Source organism: Brevundimonas sp. C43 (assembly GCF_030732185.1).
Lineage (GTDB): Bacteria > Pseudomonadota > Alphaproteobacteria > Caulobacterales > Caulobacteraceae > Brevundimonas > Brevundimonas diminuta_C.
Genome location: NZ_CP132231.1, coordinates 815,913 through 836,443 on the forward strand (window position 1 = coordinate 815,913; position 20,531 = coordinate 836,443).

The 20,531-nt window shown below is 64.8% G+C and carries 24 protein-coding genes and 1 tRNA gene; 11 read left to right on the plus strand and 14 right to left on the minus strand.

Annotation, left to right across the window (positions count from 1 at the left end; all coding sequences use genetic code 11):
• Positions 1–4: 4 nt before the first annotated feature.
• From Q9R14_RS04015 to Q9R14_RS04035, 5 genes are all read right to left on the minus strand, one after another.
• Complete coding sequence (locus tag Q9R14_RS04015) at positions 5–646, minus strand: YfbR-like 5'-deoxynucleotidase (RefSeq protein ID WP_017505221.1); 642 nt, start codon at positions 644–646, stop codon at positions 5–7.
• Positions 647–740: 94 nt separating this feature from the next.
• Positions 741–1,541: a methyltransferase type 11 gene (locus Q9R14_RS04020; RefSeq protein ID WP_306003568.1), complete on the minus strand. Its 801-nt coding sequence runs from the start codon at positions 1,539–1,541 to the stop codon at positions 741–743.
• A 73-nt stretch (positions 1,542–1,614) separates the two neighbouring features.
• Positions 1,615–2,475 carry a MoxR family ATPase gene (locus Q9R14_RS04025; protein ID WP_306003569.1) on the minus strand — a complete coding sequence of 287 codons (861 nt, stop codon included), beginning with the start codon at positions 2,473–2,475 and terminating at the stop codon, positions 1,615–1,617.
• Positions 2,476–2,538: 63 nt separating this feature from the next.
• Entirely contained in the window at positions 2,539–2,733 is a 195-nt protein-coding gene (locus Q9R14_RS04030) for a hypothetical protein (protein WP_306003570.1), read from the minus strand.
• Between the two features lie 12 nt (positions 2,734–2,745).
• Positions 2,746–3,189, minus strand: a complete 444-nt coding sequence (locus Q9R14_RS04035; protein WP_306003571.1) for a hypothetical protein — start codon at positions 3,187–3,189, stop codon at positions 2,746–2,748.
• A 156-nt stretch (positions 3,190–3,345) separates the two neighbouring features.
• Between Q9R14_RS04035 and flbT the strand changes: the two genes are divergently transcribed.
• Both flbT and flaF read left to right on the plus strand, forming a co-directional pair.
• On the plus strand, positions 3,346–3,768 hold the full coding sequence (gene flbT / locus Q9R14_RS04040; protein WP_045811316.1) for a flagellar biosynthesis repressor FlbT: 423 nt from the start codon (positions 3,346–3,348) through the stop codon (positions 3,766–3,768).
• Positions 3,728–4,093, plus strand: a complete 366-nt coding sequence (gene flaF / locus Q9R14_RS04045; protein ID WP_055808591.1) for a flagellar biosynthesis regulator FlaF — start codon at positions 3,728–3,730, stop codon at positions 4,091–4,093. The genes flbT and flaF overlap by 41 nt, the downstream gene beginning before the upstream one ends.
• Before the next feature lie 251 nt (positions 4,094–4,344).
• Here the strand turns inward: flaF and Q9R14_RS04050 are convergent, their stop codons facing one another.
• The 7 genes from Q9R14_RS04050 to Q9R14_RS04080 form a co-directional block, all read right to left on the minus strand.
• Complete coding sequence (locus tag Q9R14_RS04050) at positions 4,345–5,109, minus strand: exopolysaccharide biosynthesis protein (protein ID WP_221414913.1); 765 nt, start codon at positions 5,107–5,109, stop codon at positions 4,345–4,347.
• A 99-nt stretch (positions 5,110–5,208) separates the two neighbouring features.
• Positions 5,209–5,394 (minus strand): DUF3008 family protein, encoded by a 186-nt coding sequence (locus Q9R14_RS04055; RefSeq protein WP_271041364.1) that lies wholly within the window; start codon positions 5,392–5,394, stop codon positions 5,209–5,211.
• Between the two features lie 30 nt (positions 5,395–5,424).
• Positions 5,425–6,594: an isovaleryl-CoA dehydrogenase gene (locus tag Q9R14_RS04060; RefSeq protein ID WP_306003572.1), complete on the minus strand. Its 1,170-nt coding sequence runs from the start codon at positions 6,592–6,594 to the stop codon at positions 5,425–5,427.
• 43 nt (positions 6,595–6,637) lie between these two features.
• The gene (locus Q9R14_RS04065) at positions 6,638–7,792 is read right to left on the minus strand and encodes a lysozyme (protein WP_306003573.1); all 1,155 of its coding nucleotides are present in this window, start codon (positions 7,790–7,792) and stop codon (positions 6,638–6,640) included.
• Between the two features lie 78 nt (positions 7,793–7,870).
• Complete coding sequence (mgtE, locus tag Q9R14_RS04070) at positions 7,871–9,289, minus strand: magnesium transporter (protein WP_306003574.1); 1,419 nt, start codon at positions 9,287–9,289, stop codon at positions 7,871–7,873.
• Positions 9,290–9,354: 65 nt separating this feature from the next.
• Positions 9,355–9,439, minus strand: a tRNA-Leu gene (locus tag Q9R14_RS04075).
• Positions 9,440–9,525: 86 nt separating this feature from the next.
• Positions 9,526–9,777, minus strand: a complete 252-nt coding sequence (locus Q9R14_RS04080) for a FliM/FliN family flagellar motor switch protein (protein ID WP_017505209.1) — start codon at positions 9,775–9,777, stop codon at positions 9,526–9,528.
• Positions 9,778–9,842: 65 nt separating this feature from the next.
• Between Q9R14_RS04080 and lipB the strand changes: the two genes are divergently transcribed.
• The 9 genes from lipB to Q9R14_RS04125 all read left to right on the plus strand — a co-directional run bounded on the left by lipB (position 9,843) and on the right by Q9R14_RS04125 (position 19,180).
• Positions 9,843–10,559, plus strand: coding sequence for a lipoyl(octanoyl) transferase LipB (gene lipB, locus Q9R14_RS04085; RefSeq protein ID WP_306003575.1), 717 nt, complete (start codon positions 9,843–9,845; stop codon positions 10,557–10,559).
• Positions 10,560–10,686: 127 nt separating this feature from the next.
• On the plus strand, positions 10,687–12,171 hold the full coding sequence (locus Q9R14_RS04090; protein WP_306003576.1) for a hypothetical protein: 1,485 nt from the start codon (positions 10,687–10,689) through the stop codon (positions 12,169–12,171).
• 72 nt (positions 12,172–12,243) lie between these two features.
• Positions 12,244–12,738 (plus strand): peptide-methionine (R)-S-oxide reductase MsrB, encoded by a 495-nt coding sequence (gene msrB / locus Q9R14_RS04095; RefSeq protein WP_306003577.1) that lies wholly within the window; start codon positions 12,244–12,246, stop codon positions 12,736–12,738.
• Positions 12,739–12,786: 48 nt separating this feature from the next.
• Entirely contained in the window at positions 12,787–13,374 is a 588-nt protein-coding gene (locus Q9R14_RS04100) for a hypothetical protein (RefSeq protein ID WP_306003578.1), read from the plus strand.
• A 273-nt stretch (positions 13,375–13,647) separates the two neighbouring features.
• Positions 13,648–14,943 (plus strand): site-specific integrase, encoded by a 1,296-nt coding sequence (locus Q9R14_RS04105; RefSeq protein ID WP_306003579.1) that lies wholly within the window; start codon positions 13,648–13,650, stop codon positions 14,941–14,943.
• Between the two features lie 89 nt (positions 14,944–15,032).
• Entirely contained in the window at positions 15,033–15,470 is a 438-nt protein-coding gene (locus Q9R14_RS04110) for a hypothetical protein (RefSeq protein WP_306003580.1), read from the plus strand.
• A 70-nt stretch (positions 15,471–15,540) separates the two neighbouring features.
• On the plus strand, positions 15,541–15,738 hold the full coding sequence (locus Q9R14_RS04115; RefSeq protein WP_371929759.1) for a helix-turn-helix transcriptional regulator: 198 nt from the start codon (positions 15,541–15,543) through the stop codon (positions 15,736–15,738).
• A gap of 178 nt (positions 15,739–15,916) precedes the next feature.
• On the plus strand, positions 15,917–18,319 hold the full coding sequence (locus Q9R14_RS04120) for a DUF5906 domain-containing protein (protein WP_306003582.1): 2,403 nt from the start codon (positions 15,917–15,919) through the stop codon (positions 18,317–18,319).
• 540 nt (positions 18,320–18,859) lie between these two features.
• Positions 18,860–19,180, plus strand: coding sequence for a hypothetical protein (locus Q9R14_RS04125; RefSeq protein WP_306003583.1), 321 nt, complete (start codon positions 18,860–18,862; stop codon positions 19,178–19,180).
• Between the two features lie 47 nt (positions 19,181–19,227).
• Here Q9R14_RS04125 and Q9R14_RS04130 read toward each other — a convergent pair whose 3' ends face one another.
• Entirely contained in the window at positions 19,228–20,250 is a 1,023-nt protein-coding gene (locus Q9R14_RS04130) for a hypothetical protein (RefSeq protein WP_306003584.1), read from the minus strand.
• Positions 20,251–20,301: 51 nt separating this feature from the next.
• On the minus strand, positions 20,302–20,517 hold the full coding sequence (locus tag Q9R14_RS04135) for a hypothetical protein (RefSeq protein ID WP_306003585.1): 216 nt from the start codon (positions 20,515–20,517) through the stop codon (positions 20,302–20,304).
• Positions 20,518–20,531: the final 14 nt, after the last annotated feature.

A 20,531-nucleotide genomic window follows, 5' to 3' on the forward strand; every position in this document is an offset into this window, starting at 1 on the left:
TGCGCTATTCCGTGTGCCAGGCGTCGTCGGCGGGGATCAGGCCGACGGCTCCCGCCAGGACGCGATAGCGTTCCAGATAGCGGGCCTGGGCGACCGGCGCGGGTTGGGGTTCGATCGTCAGGCTGTAGCCCTCGGGCGGGCTGCCGAAGAAGCCCAGCGATTCCTTTTCGGTGAAGCCCGCCAACTGCGTGGCCTCGAAAAAGGCGCAGGCCTTGTCGGCCTTCTTGATCAAGGTCTTGATCGTCTGCGGCGTCTTGGGCGGCAGGCCGTAGCGCAGGTGAATCGCGGCTTCCAGCTTGGCCTCGAAGTCCTTGTAACCCGCCCCGAGCGCCGCCTTGAACGGCGAGATCATGTCGCCGATGACGTACTCCGAGGCGTCATGCAGCAGGGCGGCCAGACGCCATTTCGGATCCAGGCCGGGCTTGATGTGGGCGGCGATCTCTTCGACCACGCACGAGTGCTGGGCGACCGAAAAGGCATGCTCGCCGATGGTCTGACCGTTCCAGCGGGCGACGCGTGCCAGGCCGTGGGCGATGTCTTCGATCTCGATGTCGAACGGCGACGGGTCCAGCAAATCTAGGCGACGACCGGACAGCATGCGCTGCCAGGCGCGGGGGGCGTTCTTCTTGGTGGGGCGCTCGGCCAAATCGCGTGTCCTGATCGCTTGTCGGCTGGTCAGGTGACGCAAAGATACGCCGGGATCAAGCGGGAGGGACCAGACGGCGAAGGAAATCGCCGCATCAGCGTCCGACGTTCAGCGTAACCAGGTCCTTGGCGTCGTCGAAAATGCCGTCGTTTCGGCGATCCTTGGACCTGACCACGGCGATGACGATCGGGCCGCCGCTGGGGCCGCGCGCCTCAAAGCCGACCTGGCGCCAGCCCGCATCGCCGGGCTGATCGTCAGCCAGGATGTAGGTCATGCGCGTCGCCGCGCCCGGCGCACGGGTGCGCACGCGCGTGGAGTTGTCGTTGGCGTCCACGCTGACCGTCGAGGTTTCGGTGCGGACGTTTTGTCCGTCCTTGGACTGGATGTTTATGCCGCCGATGCGGACGCTGGCGTTATCGCCCTGGGTCTCGATCTTCAGGCCCGGCAGCCGGACCGAGGCGTCCTCGCCGCGCGTCTTGATGTCGACCCCAGGCGCCTGGACCGAAGTCGTATCGCCTGCCTCGATCGCTGGCGGCGGCGGCGCATCTCCGGCTCCGGGAGCAAGTCGCGCGACCGTGTGGGGCAGGTCGGCGCTGGCGCGCGCTTCGAAGTCCCGCAGCACGTCATCGACCGAGCGATCATCCAGCTTGACCAGATGCAGCACGACGTCGGCCCCCTTGGGGCCGCCATAGACGCAGTTCGCGCCGCCCGCCGCCGCCAGGCCCTTCCGCGTCAGGACGCCAAGACTGTCCGGGCATTGCAGGGCGTCGATCACCTTCAATACGCCTGCGCCCTGATCGTCGCTGGAGGAGGTGGTGGTGATGCGGACCGAGTTGTCGCCGTCGCAGGCGGCAAGGCTGGCGCTGAGGGCTAGATAAAGCAGGATATGACGCATGGTCGAACCTCTCTTGGCCTCCATTCTGCCCGCTGCGGCCGCGTGATCCAGTGAAATCGCGGTAATCACCGGATCAGCCGCCGGGGCGCGAGCCTTCGCGGCGATTCAGGAAGGCCAGGCGTTCGAACAGATGCACGTCCTGCTCGTTCTTCAGCAGCGCGCCATGCAGCGGCGGAATCAGCTTGTTCGGCGTCTTCTCACGCAGGGTCTCAGCGTCGATATCCTCGACCAGCAACAGCTTCAGCCAATCCAGAAGCTCCGAGGTGGAGGGCTTCTTCTTCAGGCCCGGCGTGTCGCGGATTTCGTAGAAGGTCTTCAAAGCCTGGGAAACCAGGCGCGGTTTGATGCCGGGGAAGTGCACGTCGACGATAGCCGACAGGGTATCGGCGTCGGGGAAGCGAATGAAGTGGAAGAAGCAGCGCCGCAGGAAGGCGTCGGGCAACTCTTTTTCATTGTTGGAGGTGATGATGACGATGGGACGCACTTCGGCGCGGATCGTCTCGTCCGTTTCCTGGACGTAGAACTCCATCCGATCCAGTTCCTGAAGCAGGTCGTTCGGGAACTCGATGTCGGCCTTGTCGATCTCGTCGATCAGCAGGACAGGGCGGACAGGGGCGGTAAAGGCCTCCCACAGCTTGCCCTTCTTCAGATAGTTGCGCACGTCATGGACGCGCTCCTCGCCCAACTGGCTGTCGCGCAGTCGGCTGACCGCATCATACTCATACAGGCCGTTGTGGGCCTTCGTCGTGGATTTGACGTGCCAGGTGATCAACGGCGCGTCGAAGGCCTTGGCGATTTCATAGGCCAGGACCGTCTTGCCTGTGCCGGGCTCGCCCTTGATCAGCAGAGGACGCTCTAACGCGACCGCAGCATTCACCGCGACCTTGAGGTCGCTCGTGGCGATATAACGGTCCGTGCCTTCGAAACGGCTCATAGAAAAACCCACTCCGTGTTTCCACGGAGTGGGTTAGCGGATCGTCCGCGTCGTGAACAGCGATCAGATGATGCGCTTGGCCGAGACCGGATCGCTGGCGGGGAAGGTTTCTTCCAGACCCTCATCCACCAGCGCCTCCTGGCGGCTTTCGGACTTTTCGATCTTGTCGAGTTGGTCCGGCACGCCGTCCTGCGAGAGCGTACGCTTGGCGTGCGGGGCGTCGGTCGACGCGTCGTGACGGGCTTTGTCGTCGGTCATGTCATTGTCTCCTTATCGCGCCGGAGCGTCTTGGTCGCCGTCCGGGCCGTATCCCAGGTCCGTGATGTCGTCATCCGAGAGCCGTTTGGCCTCCCAATGGGCGGCGCTGGCCTGTGCGCCGCGTTCGTTTTCCATCAGGCCCGAATAGACGAGCTCGACTTCATCCGGCGCTGACGCAGGCGCGCCTTCGGCGTCGATCTGATCGCGGTTTTCGCCATCGACGCCCAACAGGGCGTCGGCTTCGCGTTCGATGCCGTCGAGAGCTAACTGGTCGTCGAGATCGACCTCGGCGTCCTCGTCGAACTCCTCTTCGTCGGCGTCGCCGTCAGCCTGGGTCACGTCCAGCACCTGATCGGCCTCATCCAGCAGAAATTCGCCGTCGCCCTCGTCGTCCAGATGGGTTTCGTCGAACGTCTCAGACTGTTCCTGATCGTCCTGATAGTCGTTGTCCGGCATGGTCGTCTCCTCTTCGACAAGCCAACGCAACGGCGACGATACGCGTTCCAGCGGATCGATCTCACAAGGGATGGTTAACTGATGCCGGGGTAGGGTCTGATTCACTCGGAGCTGTCGTGCGCGACCGGCTCGACCACGACTGGAGTACGGTCCTCAATGGCCTTGAAGCTGTCGCTGAAACCCGGCGAGAAGTTCGTTCTGAATGGCGCCGTGGTCCAGAACGGCGATCGTCGCGGCGTGCTGATCCTCCAAAACCGCGCCAGCGTTCTGCGCGAGAAGGACATCATGCAGGCCGAGGACGTCACCACGCCCGCACGCCGCATCTATTTCCCGATCATGATGATGTATCTGGACGAGAGTTCGGCGTCGAAGTTCTTCGACGAACTCGCTCTGCGGATCACAGAATTCATGGGCGCGACGCAGAACCCGGACATCCTGGCCGAATGCGTCTCGGCCTCGCGTCATGTGCTGGCGCGCGAATACTACAAGGCCCTGATGTCTGCACGTAAGATTGTCGAGTATGAAGAGAGAGTGCTGAATGTCGCTTCAGGCCTACACAGCGGCGACAGCGAGGGCTGAGAGCCCGCGCGACCTGGAGTACCGTCTGTTCGGTCAGGTCACGCGCGCTCTGGTTCACGCCTCGACCGTCGACGAGTCCGACATCGCCACCCGTATCGACGCGCTGGACTGGAACCGGCGCCTCTGGTCGACGCTGGCCGGCGAGTGCAGCGATGCAGGCAACGCTCTGGGCGCTCCGATGCGCGCGCAGATCATTTCCCTGAGCCTGTTCATCAATCGCCATTCCTCGGCGATCATGCGGGGCGAAGAGAGCTTTCAGGATCTGATCGATATCAATCGCATGATCATGCAGGGCCTGTCCGGCGGGGCGTCGCCGACGCAGTAGATCGACACGCGTTCACGAAAGCGCGAAGCCCATTGGCGCAAGGCGTTGAGCCGTCTTATGTTTCACCTCCCTGTTCAACAGTCGAAAGGAGGTGATCCAGTGTCTCATTGTCATCAATCGCGAGCGGCGACCGCGACCCTGGCCCTCGGAGAGGGTCTGGTCTGAGCCTTGCAGACTGAGTTGCGGCCGGACCGTTCGCGGTCAGGCAATGAAGGGTCGCCGGGGAAACCCGGCGGCCCTTTTTGTCGCCGTCAGTGCAGCAGTTTGGCGAACCAGCCGGTCACGTGCTGGGCCACCTCGACTACCGTCGCCCATATCAGGAACAGATAGAGAGCGCTGGCTGCGGTGGCGACGACGCCGAGCAGGATGGCGACCCCGTCGCGCTGCATCATGCCCAGGGCGAACAGAACCAGGGCGATGCCGGGCAGGGCGTCTCCAAATGGGATGGGCAAGGCCATGATCAGGGCCAACACGACGCAGACCAAGCCGGTGAAGGTGTCGGCGACATCGCCGGTCAGCAGCGGCAGGCGCGGGCGGGTCAAGCGTTCGATGGCGCGGACCATCTTCAAGACGCTCAGGCCATTCGGGCGTCTGCGAACGGCGCGCCTCACGCCGTCGGAAAAGATGTAGCGGCGCCCGGCGATCCGCACCCTTGCCGACAGCACCCAGCGGCGTAGCCAGGCCGGGGCTGCGAACGGCGTGGCGATCAAGGACGTGTAGGCGGCGCGGGACACCGAGGCCTTCAACATCCAGCGCGGCAGCCACACACTCTGTCTCTGGAAGGCCAGTTCCAGGGACATCAGGATGATCGGTACGGCGAAGACCGCCTTGCCGCCGGGCGGCCAGGGTAGGAGCGCCAGCAGCGACAGGATCAGGATCATGGCCCCGAAGCCACGCTCGCCGAACGACGCGACCAATTCGGCCATGGTCAGCTTGGGCTCTGGGGCGTGGCCGAGGTCTTCAAGGACGTCGGAGAACCGCCGCAGGTCGTCGTTCGGAGGCGGTTGGGCGGGCATCAGGCGGGGCGCTCGGCTGGAGATTGCGCCCATCTAGGCGGTCGGCGCGCGGATCGCCACTTACAGAACGGACAGGCGATCAGATAAATCGACTGTGTCTCAGTCCTGCACGTGCTCGGGTTTGCCCTTGCGCTTGGTTTCGGCAAGGTCTTGCAGCTGCTTTTCCGTCATGGACTCGACCATGGACTTGGACGCGCCCTTAAGCTTCGACTTTGGCGTGTCTCCTCGCTTAGCCGACAGGGCCGCGCCGGCGGCCTTTTGCTGAGCGGCGGATTTGGCGGGCATGGTCTGTCTCCCTTGTGCGGAGACAAGCCGTCAGCCGCCCAGCAGTTCCCGTCCGATCAGGAAGCGGCGAATCTCGTTGGTGCCGGCGCCGATGTCATAGAGTTTGGCGTCGCGGACCAGTCGTTCAACCGGCCATTCCTTGGTGTAGCCGGCGCCGCCCAAGGCCTGAACGGCCTCCATCGTGACCTTCACCGCATTTTCGGACGCCAGCAGGATCGCACCCGCCGCGTCGTAGCGCGTTGTCAGGCCGGCGTCGCAGGCACGGGCGACCGAATAGACATAGGCGCGGGCGCTGTTCAGGGCGACATACATGTCGGCGATCTTGCCCTGCATCAGCTGGAACGAGCCGATCGGCTTTCCGAACTGTTTGCGGTCGCGGACGTAGGGCAGGACCACGTCCAGCGCGGCCTGCATGATGCCGAGCGGGCCAGCGGCCAGAACGGCGCGCTCATAGTCCAGGCCGCTCATCAGCACGCCGGCGCCGCCACCCAGCGGGCCCATGATGTTCTCTTCAGGCACTTCGCAGTCCTCAAACACCAGTTCGGCGGTGTCCGAGCCGCGCATGCCCATCTTGTCCAGTTTCTTGGAGACGCTGAAACCCTTCATGCCCCTTTCGATCAGGAAGGCGGTGCAACCCTTTGATCCCGCATCCGGATCGGTCTTGGCATAGACGACGAGGGTGTCGGCATGGGGCGCGTTGGTGATCCAGAATTTGGTGCCGTTCAAGACGTAGCGATCGCCCTTCTTTTCGGCGAGGGTGCGCATCGACATGACGTCGGAGCCTGATCCGGCCTCGGACATGGCCAATGAACCGACGTGTTCACCGCTGATCAGCTTGGGCAGATATTTCTGCTTCTGCTCGGGCGTGCCCCAGCGCCGAATCTGATTGACGCACAGATTGGAGTGGGCGCCGTAGCTGAGGCCGATCGAGGCCGAGGCGCGCGACACTTCCTCCATCGCCACGACATGTTCGAGATAGCCCAGGCCGAGGCCGCCGAACTCTTCCTCGACGGTGATTCCGTGCAGGCCCAGCTCGCCCATTTCGGGCCAGAGTTCGCGTTTGAACGCGTTCTTTTCGTCGATCTCGGCGGCCAGCGGCGCCAGGCGATCGGCGGCCCAGCGGGCGGTGGTGTCGCGGATGGCGTCGGCGTTATCGCCAAGGCCGAATTCCATGGATTGGGGCGCGAAGGGAATGCTCATGCGCTAGGGCGTAGCATCGCGCACGGCCTTTCGCCAAGCGCTGTCAGGCGCGGTCAGCCCGTCCCCAGCGCCGATAGCAGTTGTAGCCCGACACGCCGAGGCAGGCGGCGGCGACCAGGATCAGGACCCAGGCGACCGTGGCGGTGTCGCTGCTGCTCGATAGCGACGCGCGGCGAAAGGCGGCCATGGCGACGCCGAGACACAGGGCGCCCAGGCCGCCCATGATGACGAAGGTCAGGGTTTCCCCCAGCCCCGAGCGCCGCTTGGCCCGAGCGCGGGCCACGACCTCGCGCGTGCTCAGCACGTCTTCAGCGGATGCTGCGTCGCCCTCGATGGCCGGTTCGACGGGGCTGTCGGCTGGCGCGGCTTCGGCCAGGCCTGGCGCGGTCAGCACCACGCTGGTCTTCTGCGCATCGGCGAAGCCCGACGGCGTCTCCGGCCGTTGGGTTTCAACCGGGGCGTGGATATCGTTGGCGGCGATGATCGGCGCAGCGACGGAGACGCTCTCCGACTGCCCGGTCAACGGCACGACGTCCGGGACCGGGCCGACAGCCGTCGCGACATAGGTGGCGTGCGGCTGAGGCGTGGTGGTCGCAGAGGCGGCTTGAGCCAGCACCACGCCGTCCTGGGCCGGGAAGGGAGCGACGGCTTCATCCAGGGAGCCGTCGACGGCGGGCAGGGTCGGCTCGTCCGTCTCGAAAGGAGACGGCAGGGGCGCGGCCAGAAGATCCGTCAAGGTGACCGGCGCGCCGGGCGCGGCATTGAACAGCGCGTGTTCAGCCGAGCGCCGGCGGGTTGGCGTCTCTGCGGCGGCTTCATCGGCCCAGGTGCTCATGGAGGCGGACGCCTGACGCGCAGACCCCGCGTTCAACTGCGCGACCACGTCGGAGGCGGCGAACCTGTCTGCGCCGATGGAGAAGGCGAAACTGGCCAGGGCGTCGAACTGATGCTGGTTGAGAGGAACGCGGACGTGATTGGTCACAGCCTTCACGACCGGGATCAGGTCGTATTGCATCAGCAGTTCGGCCTCGGCCTCGGACACGCTCGCGCCCTCGCGGGCCGACTGGGTGTGGCCATAGCCGATGACCCAGCGACCGTCGCTGCGTTGCATGGCCCGAGGCCGGAAGCCTTCGAAACTCTTGATCAGCAGGACGCCCTCGCGGGACACCTTGCTGGGTTTGGGGAGGACGTCAGACACAGTTGACCCAATTGGAAACAGGCGCGCGGCGCTCGCACCGCTCCCAGCAAGGGCCGCGCCGGATCGTCCGCGTCGTGTCTAGAGCAGCACCAGTGTGGCCAGACCAAGGAAGATCAGGAAGCCGAAGAAGTCGGTGGTCGCCGTGACGAACACCGCCGAGGAAACGGCCGGGTCGAACTTGAGCTTGGAGAGGGTCAGGGGCGTCAGGACCCCGATCGAGGCGGCGACCAGCAGATTCAGGATCATGGCCGCGCCGATCACCAGGCCGATCTTCCAGTCTTCGTCCCGGAACCAGAAGCCTGCCGCGATGCCGATCAGGGGCGCCAGGATCAGGCCGTTGGCCAGGCCCACCACCATCTCGCGCCAGAAGGTGCGCGGGGCGTTCGAACTGTTCAACTCGCGCGTCGCCAGGGCGCGCACAGTCACGGTCAGGGCCTGGGTGCCGGCGTTGCCGCCGATGGCCGAGACGATCGGCATGAGGACGGCGAGAGCGACGATCTGTTGGATTGTGGCTTCAAACAGGCCGATGACGCTGGCGCCCAGGGCCGCCGTCGCCAGATTGATCGCCAGCCAGGGCACGCGACCGCGTACGATCTCGGGAATGGACGAGCCGCGGTCCTCGTCCGCGACGCCGGCCAGACGCAGGATGTCTTCGCGGTTCTCTTCCTGAATGATGTTGACGATGTCATCGACGGTGATCTGACCCACCAGCCGACCGGCCGCGTCCACGACGGGCGCCGAGATCAGGTGGTATTTCTCGAAGATGTAGGCGACTTCTTCCTGATCCTGATCGACGGCGATCTCGTTGATCGGCTCCATCAGATCGGTCAGGGCGATGGTGCGGGCGGCGCGCAGCAGGCCGCTGATCGGCACGCCGCCGACCGGGCGGTTCAGCGGATCGACAACATAGATGTCGAAGAACAGCTCGGGCAGGTCGTCGCCCTGTTTGCGGATGTGGTCGATGGTGTCGCCCACGCTCCAGAACTGAGGCGCGGCCATCACCTCGCGCTGCATCAGGCGCCCGGCGGATTCTTCCGCATAGCCTAGGCTGCTTTCGATGGCGGCGCGATCGACTTCGGGCATGGCGGCCAGAACGCGTTCGCGCTGGTCGTCTTCCAGGTCTTCGACGACGGCGGCGGCGTCGTCGGAATCCAGTTCCTGCAACGCCTCGGCCAGGGTGCCGTGCGGAACCCGCTCCAGCACTTCCTCGCGGATATTGTCGTCCAGTTCGGGCAGGGTTTCCGCCAGAAGCTCGGGCGGCAGCCACAGGACGACGACGGCGCGGTGTTCCGCCGTCAGAAAGCCCATCAGATCGGCGACGTCGGCCGGGTGCAGGTCTTCGAGAAGGGAGCGCAGCCGCATCCCGTCGCCGTCGTCGGCGGCGTCCACGACTTTCTCGACGAATTGAGGGGTGAGGACATAGTCCTCGTCCAGGGCGGCGTGGTCTTCGTTATCGAGCGTCTCGTCTGGAGCAAAGGCGGTGTCCGTGGTGCTCACGTGGTCGCCTCCCTTGGTAGAATGTCCAGCCGTACTTAGCCGATGAATCGCCCTGTTTAGCCAGATGGTGCGGTCGAGAAGACTCGAACTTCCACGGGTTGCCCCACAGCGACCTCAACGCTGCGCGTCTACCAATTCCGCCACGACCGCTCGCATCGGAGCGGCGGCGAATAGACGAAGCCGTTGGAAAAGGAAAGGGCGAAATGAACGACGCAAAGACGTCGCGGATCAAAGCCTCAGGCCGACCCGGCCATGAAGTCATACACGTCCGCCTGGCGGGTGACGGTGATGGCGATACGGTCGTCTCGGATCTCGATTTCGCCGCGCGCGACCGGATAGTTGTTGGCCAGGATCCAGACCTCGTCGCCCTCTGCAGCGTCCAGGGGAATCACCGCACCGCGACCCATGCGCAGCAGTTGCGACATCGGCAGCACCGAGCGACCCAGAACCACTGAGATTTCGACATCGACGGCGTTGATCTGGGTCACGTAAAGCTCTCTTCACTGGAGGGCCGTCTCTTGCAGAAACGCCCTGGCGATCACATTGAAGCGTCATGCTTGCTGAGCCGTTAAGCCCATCCCTTCAGAAAATGCGTCTCGACGATGACCGACCGGTCGAATGGGCCGTGTCGAAAGGCTACGTCGACTATGCGGCCGCAGAGGCCTTCATGGAGGCGCGCGTCGCGGCCATTGCGGCGGGCGAGGCGAATGAGATGGTCTGGTTGCTCGAGCATCCGCCGCTCTACACCGCCGGCGTCTCGGCCAAGGACGACGACCTTCTCGATGCCGGCCGGTTTCCGGTGCATCGCACAGGGCGGGGCGGGCAGTTCACCTATCACGGGCCGGGACAGCGCGTGGCCTATGTGATGCTGGACCTGAACCGGCGCGGCAAGGACGTCCGGTGTTTCGTGCGCGGGCTGGAGCTGTGGCTGATCGGCGCCCTGGAGACGTTCGGCGTAAAGGCCGACATCCGGCCGGGCCGCGTGGGCGTGTGGGTCGAGCGCAAGGGGGCGGGCTGGTCCCGCGAGGACAAGATCGCCGCCATCGGCGTCAAGGTCCGCAAATGGGTCAGCTTCCACGGCATCAGCCTGAACGTGGAGCCGGATCTGGATCATTTCGGCGGCATCGTCCCGTGCGGCATTCAGGAACACGGCGTCACCAGCCTGGTCGATCTCGGCGTTCTGGTGACGATGGACGAGGCGGACGAGGCCTTGAGGCGCAGCTTCGATCGGATCTTCGGCGCAGCGGTCGAGGCGCCGGCGCCGCTTTGATACGCGCCGCATCGCCGCAGCCCATGTGACAATCGGGCGAAATCCCGCGCGGCGGGGTTGGCAAGCGCCGGACGCATGGGGTTTAACCTTTCCCACGAGCTTGAAATCAAAGGCCGCAGGAAACCCCATGAACCGAATGATCGCCGCCGCTTCGGCCGCCGTTCTGTCGCTGACCGTCGCCGCCGGCGCCGCTGTCGCACAGGATTTTCGCGCTCTGGCGCAACAGGACCTTCAGGCCGCGCATGACGCCCTGGCCGCCAACCACCCCGCCGCCGTGATTCCCGGCGCGCCCAGCGAAGCGTTTCGCAGCTGGATCGATGCCGGCCTGACCGATGCGCAAGGCAAGGTTGGCCGCGTGAACAGCGGCGACAGCCACGCCTATCTGATGCGCTACTACGCCAACGGCTTCCGCGATTCGAACATCGCGATTCGCCCGACTTATGAAGGCCTCGGTCCCTTCTTCGCGACCAGCTGGCCGGGCGTGACCACTGCGTGGCGCAACGGCGAATATGTCGTCTCCTATGTGAAGCCCGGCGTTCGCAACGTGCCGCCGCTCGGGGCGACCCTGGTCAAGTGCGGCGACAAGACCGCCGCCCAGTTGGCCGAAGAGCGGCTGGACCGGTGGGAAGGCGATCTGACGACGGAAGCCGGGCGTGTCCGCACCGCGCCCTATCTGCTGTGGAACCGCAACAATCCCTTCACCGGCGGCGTGCCCTCGCTGTGCACCTTCAAGGTCGGCCGTCGTGATCGCGACTTCCAGATGCAGCCCCAGCCGGCCGACGCCGCCAGTCTGGAAGCGGCCTATCGCGCCACCGTCTACACGCCGGGCGCCAATCCTTTGTCGGTCGAGACGGTCGATGGCCGTCCGTGGATCAATGTCCATACCCTGGCTGACGACGCCGGATGGGACGCCTTCTACGCCGCTGTCGAAGCCCAACTACCCGCCATTCGCGGCGCGCAGGGGCTGGTCATCGATCTGCGCGGGGCAAACGGCGCTTCGCTGAATGCGACGGGCAAGGGCTATGGCCTGGCCAATCGCATCTGGACGCCGGAGTTCACCGTCAGCCGTCAGCCTGAAGCCGGCTCGATCACCTACCGCGCCACACCCGCGAACCGTCAGTGGTTCGCCGACACCCTGGCCCGCATGCAGGCCGACCCGCGCTTCGTCGCCGAATCCGGCCCGGTGATCGAACAGACCCAGGCCATCGTCGCCGCCTTCGATTCGGCCATGGCCGCCAATCAGCCGACCTTCACCATGCCGGGCCGCCCGTCGGTGGCGGACACGGGCGCAGCAAACCCCGTGGCGGGTCCGGTTGTGGTCCTGGTCGATAGCGGCTGCACCAGCGGGTGCCTGGATACGCTGGATCTTCTGACGCGCCTGCCGAACGTGCGCCTGGCCGGATCGGTCACGGCGGAGGATTCGATCTTCATCGAGCCGACCGTTCTGCGCCTGCCGTCGAACTATGCCGAGCTGACCTATGGTCATAAGGCCTGGACCACGCGTCAACGCGGCAATGACGCGCCGTTCACGCCGGCGCAGGGCCTTGCCTACACCGGTTCCGCGACGGACGAAGCGGCCGTGCGCGCCTGGGTGGGCACGCTGTTCCAGTAAGGAACGGTCGGTCGAATGACCGAGGGGCGGGCAGGGGTGGAACCCTTGGCCCGCCCTTCTTATTTGCAGTCCATGACCGATCTCGCCCAAACCTCCGAATCCCTCCGTTCGCCGTCGGGCTATGACCTGACGCCGCCAGACGCCGAAGAACGCGCCCGGCTCGAAGCCGACCTGAACCCAGAGGAAAAGCGCGTCCTGCTGTCCCATGGCACGGAGGCGCCCTTCTGCGGTACTCTGCTGGGCGAGAAGCGGGCAGGCGTCTTCTGCTGCCGCGAATGCGGCCTGCCGTTGTTCAAGAGCGGAACCAAGTTCGAAAGCGGCACCGGTTGGCCCAGCTTCACCCAACCGGTTGATGAAGCGCACGTCCACGCGATCCGCGACACCAGCTACGGCATGGTCCGGATCGAGACCCAATGCGCCCGCTGCGGCAGCCACCAGGGTCACGTCTTCCCCGATGGCCCGCCGCCAACCGGAAACCGCTATTGCATCAACTCGGTCGCGCTCAGTTTCGTAGCCGAGGGAGAGGCTCTGCCGGACCCCCTCAATCGCGGCGACGGCATCGCCTGACCTTGGCCTCAATCGCTGTGCTAGGATGATGTCGAACGGAGGTGGCCTATGCTGATCGCAAGTCTCTTGGCGGGTGTGGCTTTGGCGGCGTCGGACGGTGATCCGGACGGCGTGGTGACGACGGCGCCGACAAACGCGCCTACCCTGGCTCAGGCCCTGGCGGCGGCGCCTGAGGCGTCGTTGACTGCGCCGACGGCTCAGGACGCCGCCCCGCACGGCATGACCACCGAACAGCAGATCCAGAACTGGATCAGCGCGCGCACGCCGGGCGCAACCTTCGACGAAAGCGCAGAGCCGGGCGCCCCGGCCGAGCGCAAGATGCATGGCATGGTCGAGGCCGGGATCGGCACCGGCGGCTATCGCAGCTACGGCGCGGCCGTTTCCTTGCCGGTCGGCGAGAACGGTCGCCTGGACCTCGCCTACCGCGAAGGCCGCAACGAACCTTGGGGATACGGCTACGGCGGCTATGGTCTGCGCGGACCAAGCTTCTATTCGCCTTATGGCGGCGGCTGGCGCGGTCGAGGCTATGGGGCCGACACCACGACCAAGTCGATGTCGATGGGATTCAGCTGGAGCAAGGATGGCGATGCGGATGACCGCGATCGCTATCGCCGGGGCCTGTACGGCTACGACTGAAGGCTTGTCCGTCCGATCTGGAAAATCAAAAAGGCCCGGCGAAAGCCGGGCCTTTTCAAGTCTCAGATGGTGCCGCCGGGGGGAATCGAACCCACGACCTCAGCCTTACCAAGACCCAGCGAACCCGGAAGGGCGGGTAAGATAGGGTAAGGTCTCACGATAAAACACTAGGTAGATCAGGCATCTGGCGCTAGTTCGGGTAACGAGTGGTAAGGGGCGGTAAGCTCGAATAGCCGCTCATCTCGTTACCCGAGCGATACCCGGAGCGCCATCATGCGGACCAGACTGACAGAGAAGGCCGTCGAAAAGATCACCTTGCCGCCCGGCAAGGAGCGCGAGGAGGTGCATGACGACTATCTCCCCGGCCTCGTCCTCCGCGTAGGTCGGAACCGCAAGTCCTGGTCCCTCATGTATCGGGTGGCCGGGGCTGGCGAGCGCGGTACACGCGGCAGTCTATCCCGCATGACATTGGGTGCGTGGCCCCTCGTTGATCTAAAGGACGCCCGCGACCGTGCTAGGGCAGCGCTGGAGCAGGCGGACAGGGGTATTGACCCGGCGGCGAAGCGGGTTGAGCAACTGGCCCAACAGACGACCCAGACCTTCGATGCCGTATTCCGGCGGTTCGTCGACCTCCACGTCAAACAGAACACCAAGGAGGGGCGCTTCGCCAGAGACCGCGCGGCCGTGCTGACGGCAGCGGCCGAGGGCAAGGCGGTCAGGCTGAAGGGGCCGAAGAGCAAGCTGGGACGGTCAGCAGCCGAGCGAATCATCGCGGATGATGCGCTGCCCGTCTGGAGTGGGCGTCTGGTCGAGACCATCACACGGGCAGAGGTCCACGACCTGCTCGACGCGGTCGTGACGGAGAAGGGCGAGGCCCGCGCCAGAGAACTTCGCAAGCACCTGACGAAGATGTTCAACTGGGCTGCCGACCGGGGCCACCTCGCGGCCAGTCCGCTCGCCGGAATGCGGCGCCCAGAGCTCGGCTACGTCGCCCGGGAGCGCGTTCTCTCGATGGAGGAACTTGGGCGTGTGTGGGACGCCGCCGGGGCGGCGGGTTATCCGTTCGGCCCGATGGTCCGCCTGTTGATCCTGACGGGCCAGAGACGATCCGAAATCGCTGAGCTTGAGGTGGGCTGGATCGACCGTGACCAGAAGGCTGTGGAGATACCGGCCTCCCGCTACAAGACTAAGCGGGCGCACGTTTACCCGCTCTCGGCACCTGCTTGGGCTTTGGTTGACGCTCTGCCGAACTGGAATGGCGGTGACTGCGTATTCTCCACCACAAGTGGCGAGCGGCCCGTCAGTGGCTTCTCCAAGTCGAAGGCGCGTCTGGACGAGCTCATCACCAAGCGCGGGGCGGCGGAGGAACTGCCCCCGTTGGCCCCGTGGACAGTCCATGACATCCGCCGGTCTGTCGCCACGCACATGGCGCGGCTCGGCATTCCACAGGAACACATTGAGCGGGTCCTTGGGCACGTCGTCGCCGGTGTGGCCGGGACCTACAACCGCTACAGCTACATGGACGAGAAGCGCTCGGCGTTGGAGACGTGGGGGAAGCTATGGATCTAGCAGAGGCCCGAGCGCGAGCCTTGGCAGTGTACAAGTCCACTCTGTCATTGGCGGACAGTCGCCACGAGGCGACAAAGGTTCGGGACCGCTTGCGTAAGCTCTCTCCGTCTGGTGGTGAGGCGGCGTTGCCACCAGAGTCCGCTGCAGACTGGCAATGGCATCGAGAAAACCAACAAGGCTTTGACCGCCTTACTTTCGAGCTCCAGCGTGAAGAGGTGCTCGGCATTACGGGACCGCGCGGCGTCGACGGGTATGCTGCCGCGCGCGCTGCGGGTTTCATACTGCTCGACTGGCTGGGTTCTACCGGCGCCGAGATTACGGCGATGAAGTTTGGCACATCCAGCGGAGACCCGGGACCTGACGACAACCTGTACCTGCCAAGCTACGCCGTCGACTTTCTCGCTCAGCAACTAGTTGACCTCGATCCGGCGCTAGACCGGGAAGATACTCGTCGTCCAGGGAGCAACCTTGCCTTGGACGCCGCCAATCGCGTCGTGCGGCTCTACCTCCAATCGCGATCCGGCTGATTTCGCGTAAGTGCCTACAGCGACGTACCCCCGTAACCCCGTCCTTACCCCGCCGAACGAGGAGGACGCAGTGGACCCGAATGATCGCCTTTTGAGCATGACCGACGTCGAGCAGATAGTCGGTTTCTGCAAAGTCACCATCTACAAGCTGATCCGAGAGGGAGACTTCCCGGCACAGGTAAGGCTCGGCCCGAACAAGGTCGCTTGGCTACGCTCCGAGGTGCTGGCTTGGATCGGTGAGAGAGTGGCGGCCCGCGAAGCCGCCTGAGTTGGCCCCACCGCCGGGAGTAGGCGGTGGGACCGGCTCAGCAAGTGGCGCCTCGACCAAGAAAGCACCGGGGAAGAGAATAGGCCCCCCGGCCTCCGGAGCGGAGCTCCAATACTTGAACGAATGGCCTCACCACTGACCGACCCGCCCGGCCGCCCGGCCGAGACGAGTTCTTGAGATGACTACGCCTATCAGTGACATCGCTGAGTCCACTCGCTTCCTCCAGTGGCTCCGCCCGGGGGGGCCTTGGGTCCTGACGGCTATCCCGCCCGAGGGCGGCCGGACCGACACCGCGACCTTCACCGACGTCGCCGAGGCCGAGAAGTGGCTGAGCTCCCGGTCGGGAAAGCTAAACCTCTACTTCAGCGTCAACCCGCTGCGGGCCGCGACCGACAAGAAGGCCAAGAAGGAGGACGTGGAGGAGCTTGCCTTCCTCCATGTGGACGTCGACCCCCGCAAGGGCGAGGACCTCGCCTCCGAGCAGGCGAGGGCGATCACGGTGCTGGAGGGCTTCAGCCCGAGCCCCTCGGCCATCATCTTCTCCGGCGGCGGCTATCAGGCGTTCTGGCGTCTGGAGGAGCCGGTCTACATAGGCGGCGACGCCAACCGGATCGCTGAGTCCGAGGCCTACAACCGGCAGATGGAGATTGTTCTCGGCGGCGACCACTGCTGGAACATCGACCGCATCATGCGGATACCCGGCACGATCAACATTCCCGACGACAAGAAGCGCAAGCGCGGCCGGGTCGAGACCCTCGCCACCATCGTCGAGCTCTCTGACATCACCTACCCGCTCCACGACTTCACCCCGGCGCCGGAGGTCCAGTCGACGAAGGGGACGGGCTCCGCCAACAAGGTCGTCATCAGTGGCAACCTGCCTCGCCTGAAGGACCTGGATGAGCTCCCGGAGGCCGTGACGCAGCGGACCCGAATGCTCATTGTCCAGGGCGACGATCCCGACGACCCGACCCGCTACGGATCGAAGTCTGAGGTGATGTGGGCCGTCGTCTGCGAGCTCGTCAGGGCGGGCTGCGAGGACGACATGATTGCGTCCGTCCTGCTTGACCCTGACTTGGGCGTCTCAGACCACCCCCTCCGCCAGAAGCGCTCGCTGGAATACGTGGCCCGCCAGATTGAGAGGGCCAAGGAGGAGGTCGTCGAGCCGATGCTGCGTAAGCTCAATGCCGAGCACGCTGTGATAGAAATGTACGGGGGAAAATGCCGCGTGGTGTCCCATCGCCCTTCAGAGGTCGATCCCGCCCGGCAAGAGCTTGTCCCCCAGTCGTTCGAGGACTTCCGCAACCGATACATGCACATCAAGGTGCAGGTCGGGACGAGCAAAAACGGCGGACCTCTGTACGCCCCAGCCGGCAAGTGGTGGTTGGAGAACCCGATGCGGCGTCAGTATCGCAGCGTCGTCTTCCGTCCCAATGCCGAAACAGAGGGCGGCGAGGAACTGAATCTCTGGCGTGGTCTCGCTGTGAAGCCACGGGCGGGCGAGTGGCCGCTGCTGCGTCAGCTGATCGAGGAGGTGTTAGCGGCTGGCGACTCTCGGGCTGCTAACTACATCCTCCGATGGGCGGCGTTCACAGTGCAGTACCCGGAGCGCCCGGCCGAGGTGGCGCTCGTTCTGCGTGGTGGCAAAGGCACCGGGAAGAGCACGTTCGGTCACGTCATGCGACGTCTGTTTGGGCAGCACGGGACCAGCATCGCGAGCTCCCACGTCATGACCAACAACTTCAACAAGCCGCTCCACGACTGCTGCCTTCTCTTTGCTGACGAGGCTTTGGCGCGGGGGGATGCCAAAGCGGAGGGGATCATCAAGGCGCTGATCACGGAGCCGACGGTCATGATCGAGCCTAAGGGGGTGGACGCCTTTCCGGCGCCGAACCGCCTGAAGGTGATCATTGCCTCCAACGAAGACTGGGTGGTCTCAGCTAGCGCGGATGAGCGGCGGTTTGCGGTCTTCGACGTCTCGCCCCATCTCGCCGCTCCGCCGGGAAGCGCTCAGTCCGACGAGCGAGGCCGGTGGTGGGCCGCGTTGAATGCCGAGATTGACGGTGGAGGCCTTGAGGCTTTCCTTCACGACCTACTTGCCGAGGATTTGAGCGGTTGGCATCCCCGGTATGACGTCCCGCAGAACGACGCGCTGGTGGGGCAGAAGGCGGCCTCGCTCCGGGGGCTGGAGAGAGTGCTGTACGACATACTCAGCGCCGGGACGGTGCCCGTAAATCTGCGGGTGGCGCAGCTGTCGGAAGACTCATTTGTCGTGCCGACGGAGGAACTCCAGAAGTATTGCGCCGGGCTGGCAAGGCGCTTCGACCCCACCTCCAACGCGATCGGTTATCTCCTCGGAGAGGGCCGCAGGGTTCGAGGAGGAACGGTTCCACGTCCGGGATTGGGTTTCACCAAGCGTGACTACCCACGGCCGAAGGGCTGGGTGTGGCCTCCGCTCGTCGAGGCTCGCCGCCGATGGGACGAGGCCTTTTGGCCGGGCGAGTGGGATACCTCGTCGCGGTGGTCGCTAGACGACGAGGAGGAGGACCGTGGGGCCAGGGGGTGTGACGATGCTCCGTACTGACAAGTTGGCGACCGAAGCACTACCGACCCATTACCGACCCAACCGACGCCCGCGCAGTCTATAGCCCACAGCGAACTGACGTTCGCCGACCCAACCGACCTAACCGACCCAAAGCAGTCAGCCGGGAGACGGGGCGCGGAGACTGGGAGCGAAGAGGTCAGCGATTGGATTGGTCCTGATCTATTTTAGGTCGGTTGGGTCGGTTGGGTCGGTAATCTGGCCAATCTATTGGATCTGACGCTACCGACCCATCCGTCTTGGTCGGCTTGGTCGGGGACATCGACGTCGATGATGGCGGCCGTCCGCCCAAACCGATGGGCCTTACGCGCGCGGGCGCCCGACACGCTGTCGACCTGGGCCTCGGCTAGGCGCAAGCCGCCCACGACGACCGACGGCCCTCGTGGGCGATCAACTGCCCGCCGATACCCCGGGTAATATGTCGGGTAACAACCCGGCGGATTTCGCAACAGTGCCTTGCGAGCGTCACCGGCTGACAACGTCCATGCTTACACTTTCGTCGGCATCAGCAAGGAGGTCGTCATGACCGACAAACTCACTCCTACGTTCGGCAGCTTCGAGGACTGGAACTGGCAGCCGCCGATGGTGGCCCACGTCATGGAGGAACTGGCCCGAGCGCACTGGGATGATGAGGGAGAGACGTATCCCGGGTTCGCTGCCGCGAGCGGTGGCCTCCGGCTGGCCGTGGCCGCTGATACCATAGGACCGGACGCCGAAAAGGCTGCCCATGTCTTGCACCACCTAGGCTGGATCGCTGCGTACATGACCAGTCTCGATGTCGACGATGACCAGCGCGGTGCCTTCGGTGCTATCATCGCAGCAACTGAGAAGTGGAAAAGCTGAAATGCTCGTGCTCCCCCGCCGACCCTATCGGCGGGGGAACTTCGCCCTCAGCGCCGTCCCTTCCCTCGGCGCCGTGCGGACATTTCCATCCTCATGATTTTGTCGAACTGGAACTGCCAGTCGGCCGTATGGACAACGCGGTCGAACTTGGCATCATGATCCCGCAGGAGGTCGAGGCGAGAACGCTTAGAGATGTCGCCCCAATCATCGTACAGGATGTAGAGAGCATTGCCGTAGCGGAGGTTCTCGAAGACGACGAGGTCGTCGGCGAACTTGGCTCCAAAGTAGGAGCCGAACTGGCCTGATCCCCGGATGTAGGACTGGGGTTGCAGCTTGTTGAAGGCGGCGGTCCGGTCCCGGAGATGTTTGTCGAAGTCTGGCGAGCGCGAGGCGGCGCTCGGCTTCGAGGTGAACCACGAAACGACGTCATCAATCGTCCCGGGCGGGAAGATGTCCCAGTCGAGCTGGATCGTCCCGAGGAAGTCCTCCTTGGTCGCAGTGCTGGACGCCACGCCCGTCACGCCTGTGTTCTCCTGCAGCACATTCAGCGCCCAGAGGAGCATGAGCTCGAACTCCGGCTGGCCTCGGTTGAGCAGAGGCGTCAGGGCGAACTTCACCACCACGTGGTCGCCGGTCGTCTGAGACAGCACGGTGGGCTCAATCTCCATGCCCTGCGCCTCGAAGACCTGGTTCTGGTACACCTGTCTCGTCTGGTGGTGGGTGTGGGTCCCGTAGGTGGAGGCGTCGCCGAAGTTGGGTGATTCCCAGACGAAACTCTTCGGCACCATCGGGAGGTCGGGGCGCTTGCGGTCCCAGCCGCGCGCGTTCCGATAAGACCACTTACCCGCGTCCTCTGGCGGCCGCCTGGGGCCGTTGGCGACAATGGAGCCATCGAGGAGGTCGGTCTCAAGCCCGAGGTGCGCGTACAGCCCGCTCTGGACGTCCGCGACACTGACCGACTTGACGGCGGCGATGGCGATGAGATCGCCGTCAATCTTGTCGAGGTCCGCGCGCACCTTGGGCGGGACCTTTAGGAAGTTGCCCTTCCAAGGAAAACGCTTCGTACCCATGCCGTGTCTCCGAGAGATTGCTGCGCCGCCTTTCGACGGCGCAGCTAGTTGCTACTTTTCATGCGTGGTGGTGTTCGGGCTGCGCTTCCCGTGCGCCGTCGTCACGAACCGCCCCGAGATGGCGCTGCGATAAGCGCCCCCCGTGCTGCCGCTCGTTCCCCCGGCCTCCCGCACCGTGGTGCGAGGGCTGCGCTGCCCGTGGGCCTTCGTCACATATCGACCCGAAATGGCGCTCCGAAACGAACCGCCGCCTTTACCCTTAGCCATGATGGCCTCCTTTC

What these genes read in the sequence shown, in the direction of transcription:
- Q9R14_RS04030 (WP_306003570.1), bottom strand. Translation starts at nt 2,733, where the DNA reads ATGACCGACGACAAAGCCCGTCACGACGCGTCGACCGACGCCCCGCAC.
- Q9R14_RS04105 (WP_306003579.1), top strand. Translation starts at nt 13,648, where the DNA reads ATGCGGACCAGACTGACAGAGAAGGCCGTCGAAAAGATCACCTTGCCG.
- flbT (WP_045811316.1), top strand. Translation starts at nt 3,346, where the DNA reads ATGGCCTTGAAGCTGTCGCTGAAACCCGGCGAGAAGTTCGTTCTGAAT.
- lipB (WP_306003575.1), top strand. Translation starts at nt 9,843, where the DNA reads ATGCTTGCTGAGCCGTTAAGCCCATCCCTTCAGAAAATGCGTCTCGAC.
- msrB (WP_306003577.1), top strand. Translation starts at nt 12,244, where the DNA reads ATGACCGATCTCGCCCAAACCTCCGAATCCCTCCGTTCGCCGTCGGGC.
- Q9R14_RS04050 (WP_221414913.1), bottom strand. Translation starts at nt 5,109, where the DNA reads ATGCCCGCCCAACCGCCTCCGAACGACGACCTGCGGCGGTTCTCCGAC.
- Q9R14_RS04035 (WP_306003571.1), bottom strand. Translation starts at nt 3,189, where the DNA reads ATGCCGGACAACGACTATCAGGACGATCAGGAACAGTCTGAGACGTTC.
- Q9R14_RS04020 (WP_306003568.1), bottom strand. Translation starts at nt 1,541, where the DNA reads ATGCGTCATATCCTGCTTTATCTAGCCCTCAGCGCCAGCCTTGCCGCC.
- Q9R14_RS04055 (WP_271041364.1), bottom strand. Translation starts at nt 5,394, where the DNA reads ATGCCCGCCAAATCCGCCGCTCAGCAAAAGGCCGCCGGCGCGGCCCTG.
- Q9R14_RS04135 (WP_306003585.1), bottom strand. Translation starts at nt 20,517, where the DNA reads ATGGCTAAGGGTAAAGGCGGCGGTTCGTTTCGGAGCGCCATTTCGGGT.
- Q9R14_RS04090 (WP_306003576.1), top strand. Translation starts at nt 10,687, where the DNA reads ATGAACCGAATGATCGCCGCCGCTTCGGCCGCCGTTCTGTCGCTGACC.
- Q9R14_RS04120 (WP_306003582.1), top strand. Translation starts at nt 15,917, where the DNA reads ATGACTACGCCTATCAGTGACATCGCTGAGTCCACTCGCTTCCTCCAG.
- Q9R14_RS04060 (WP_306003572.1), bottom strand. Translation starts at nt 6,594, where the DNA reads ATGAGCATTCCCTTCGCGCCCCAATCCATGGAATTCGGCCTTGGCGAT.
- Q9R14_RS04025 (WP_306003569.1), bottom strand. Translation starts at nt 2,475, where the DNA reads ATGAGCCGTTTCGAAGGCACGGACCGTTATATCGCCACGAGCGACCTC.
- Q9R14_RS04130 (WP_306003584.1), bottom strand. Translation starts at nt 20,250, where the DNA reads ATGGGTACGAAGCGTTTTCCTTGGAAGGGCAACTTCCTAAAGGTCCCG.
- Q9R14_RS04125 (WP_306003583.1), top strand. Translation starts at nt 18,860, where the DNA reads ATGACCGACAAACTCACTCCTACGTTCGGCAGCTTCGAGGACTGGAAC.
- Q9R14_RS04100 (WP_306003578.1), top strand. Translation starts at nt 12,787, where the DNA reads ATGCTGATCGCAAGTCTCTTGGCGGGTGTGGCTTTGGCGGCGTCGGAC.
- flaF (WP_055808591.1), top strand. Translation starts at nt 3,728, where the DNA reads ATGTCGCTTCAGGCCTACACAGCGGCGACAGCGAGGGCTGAGAGCCCG.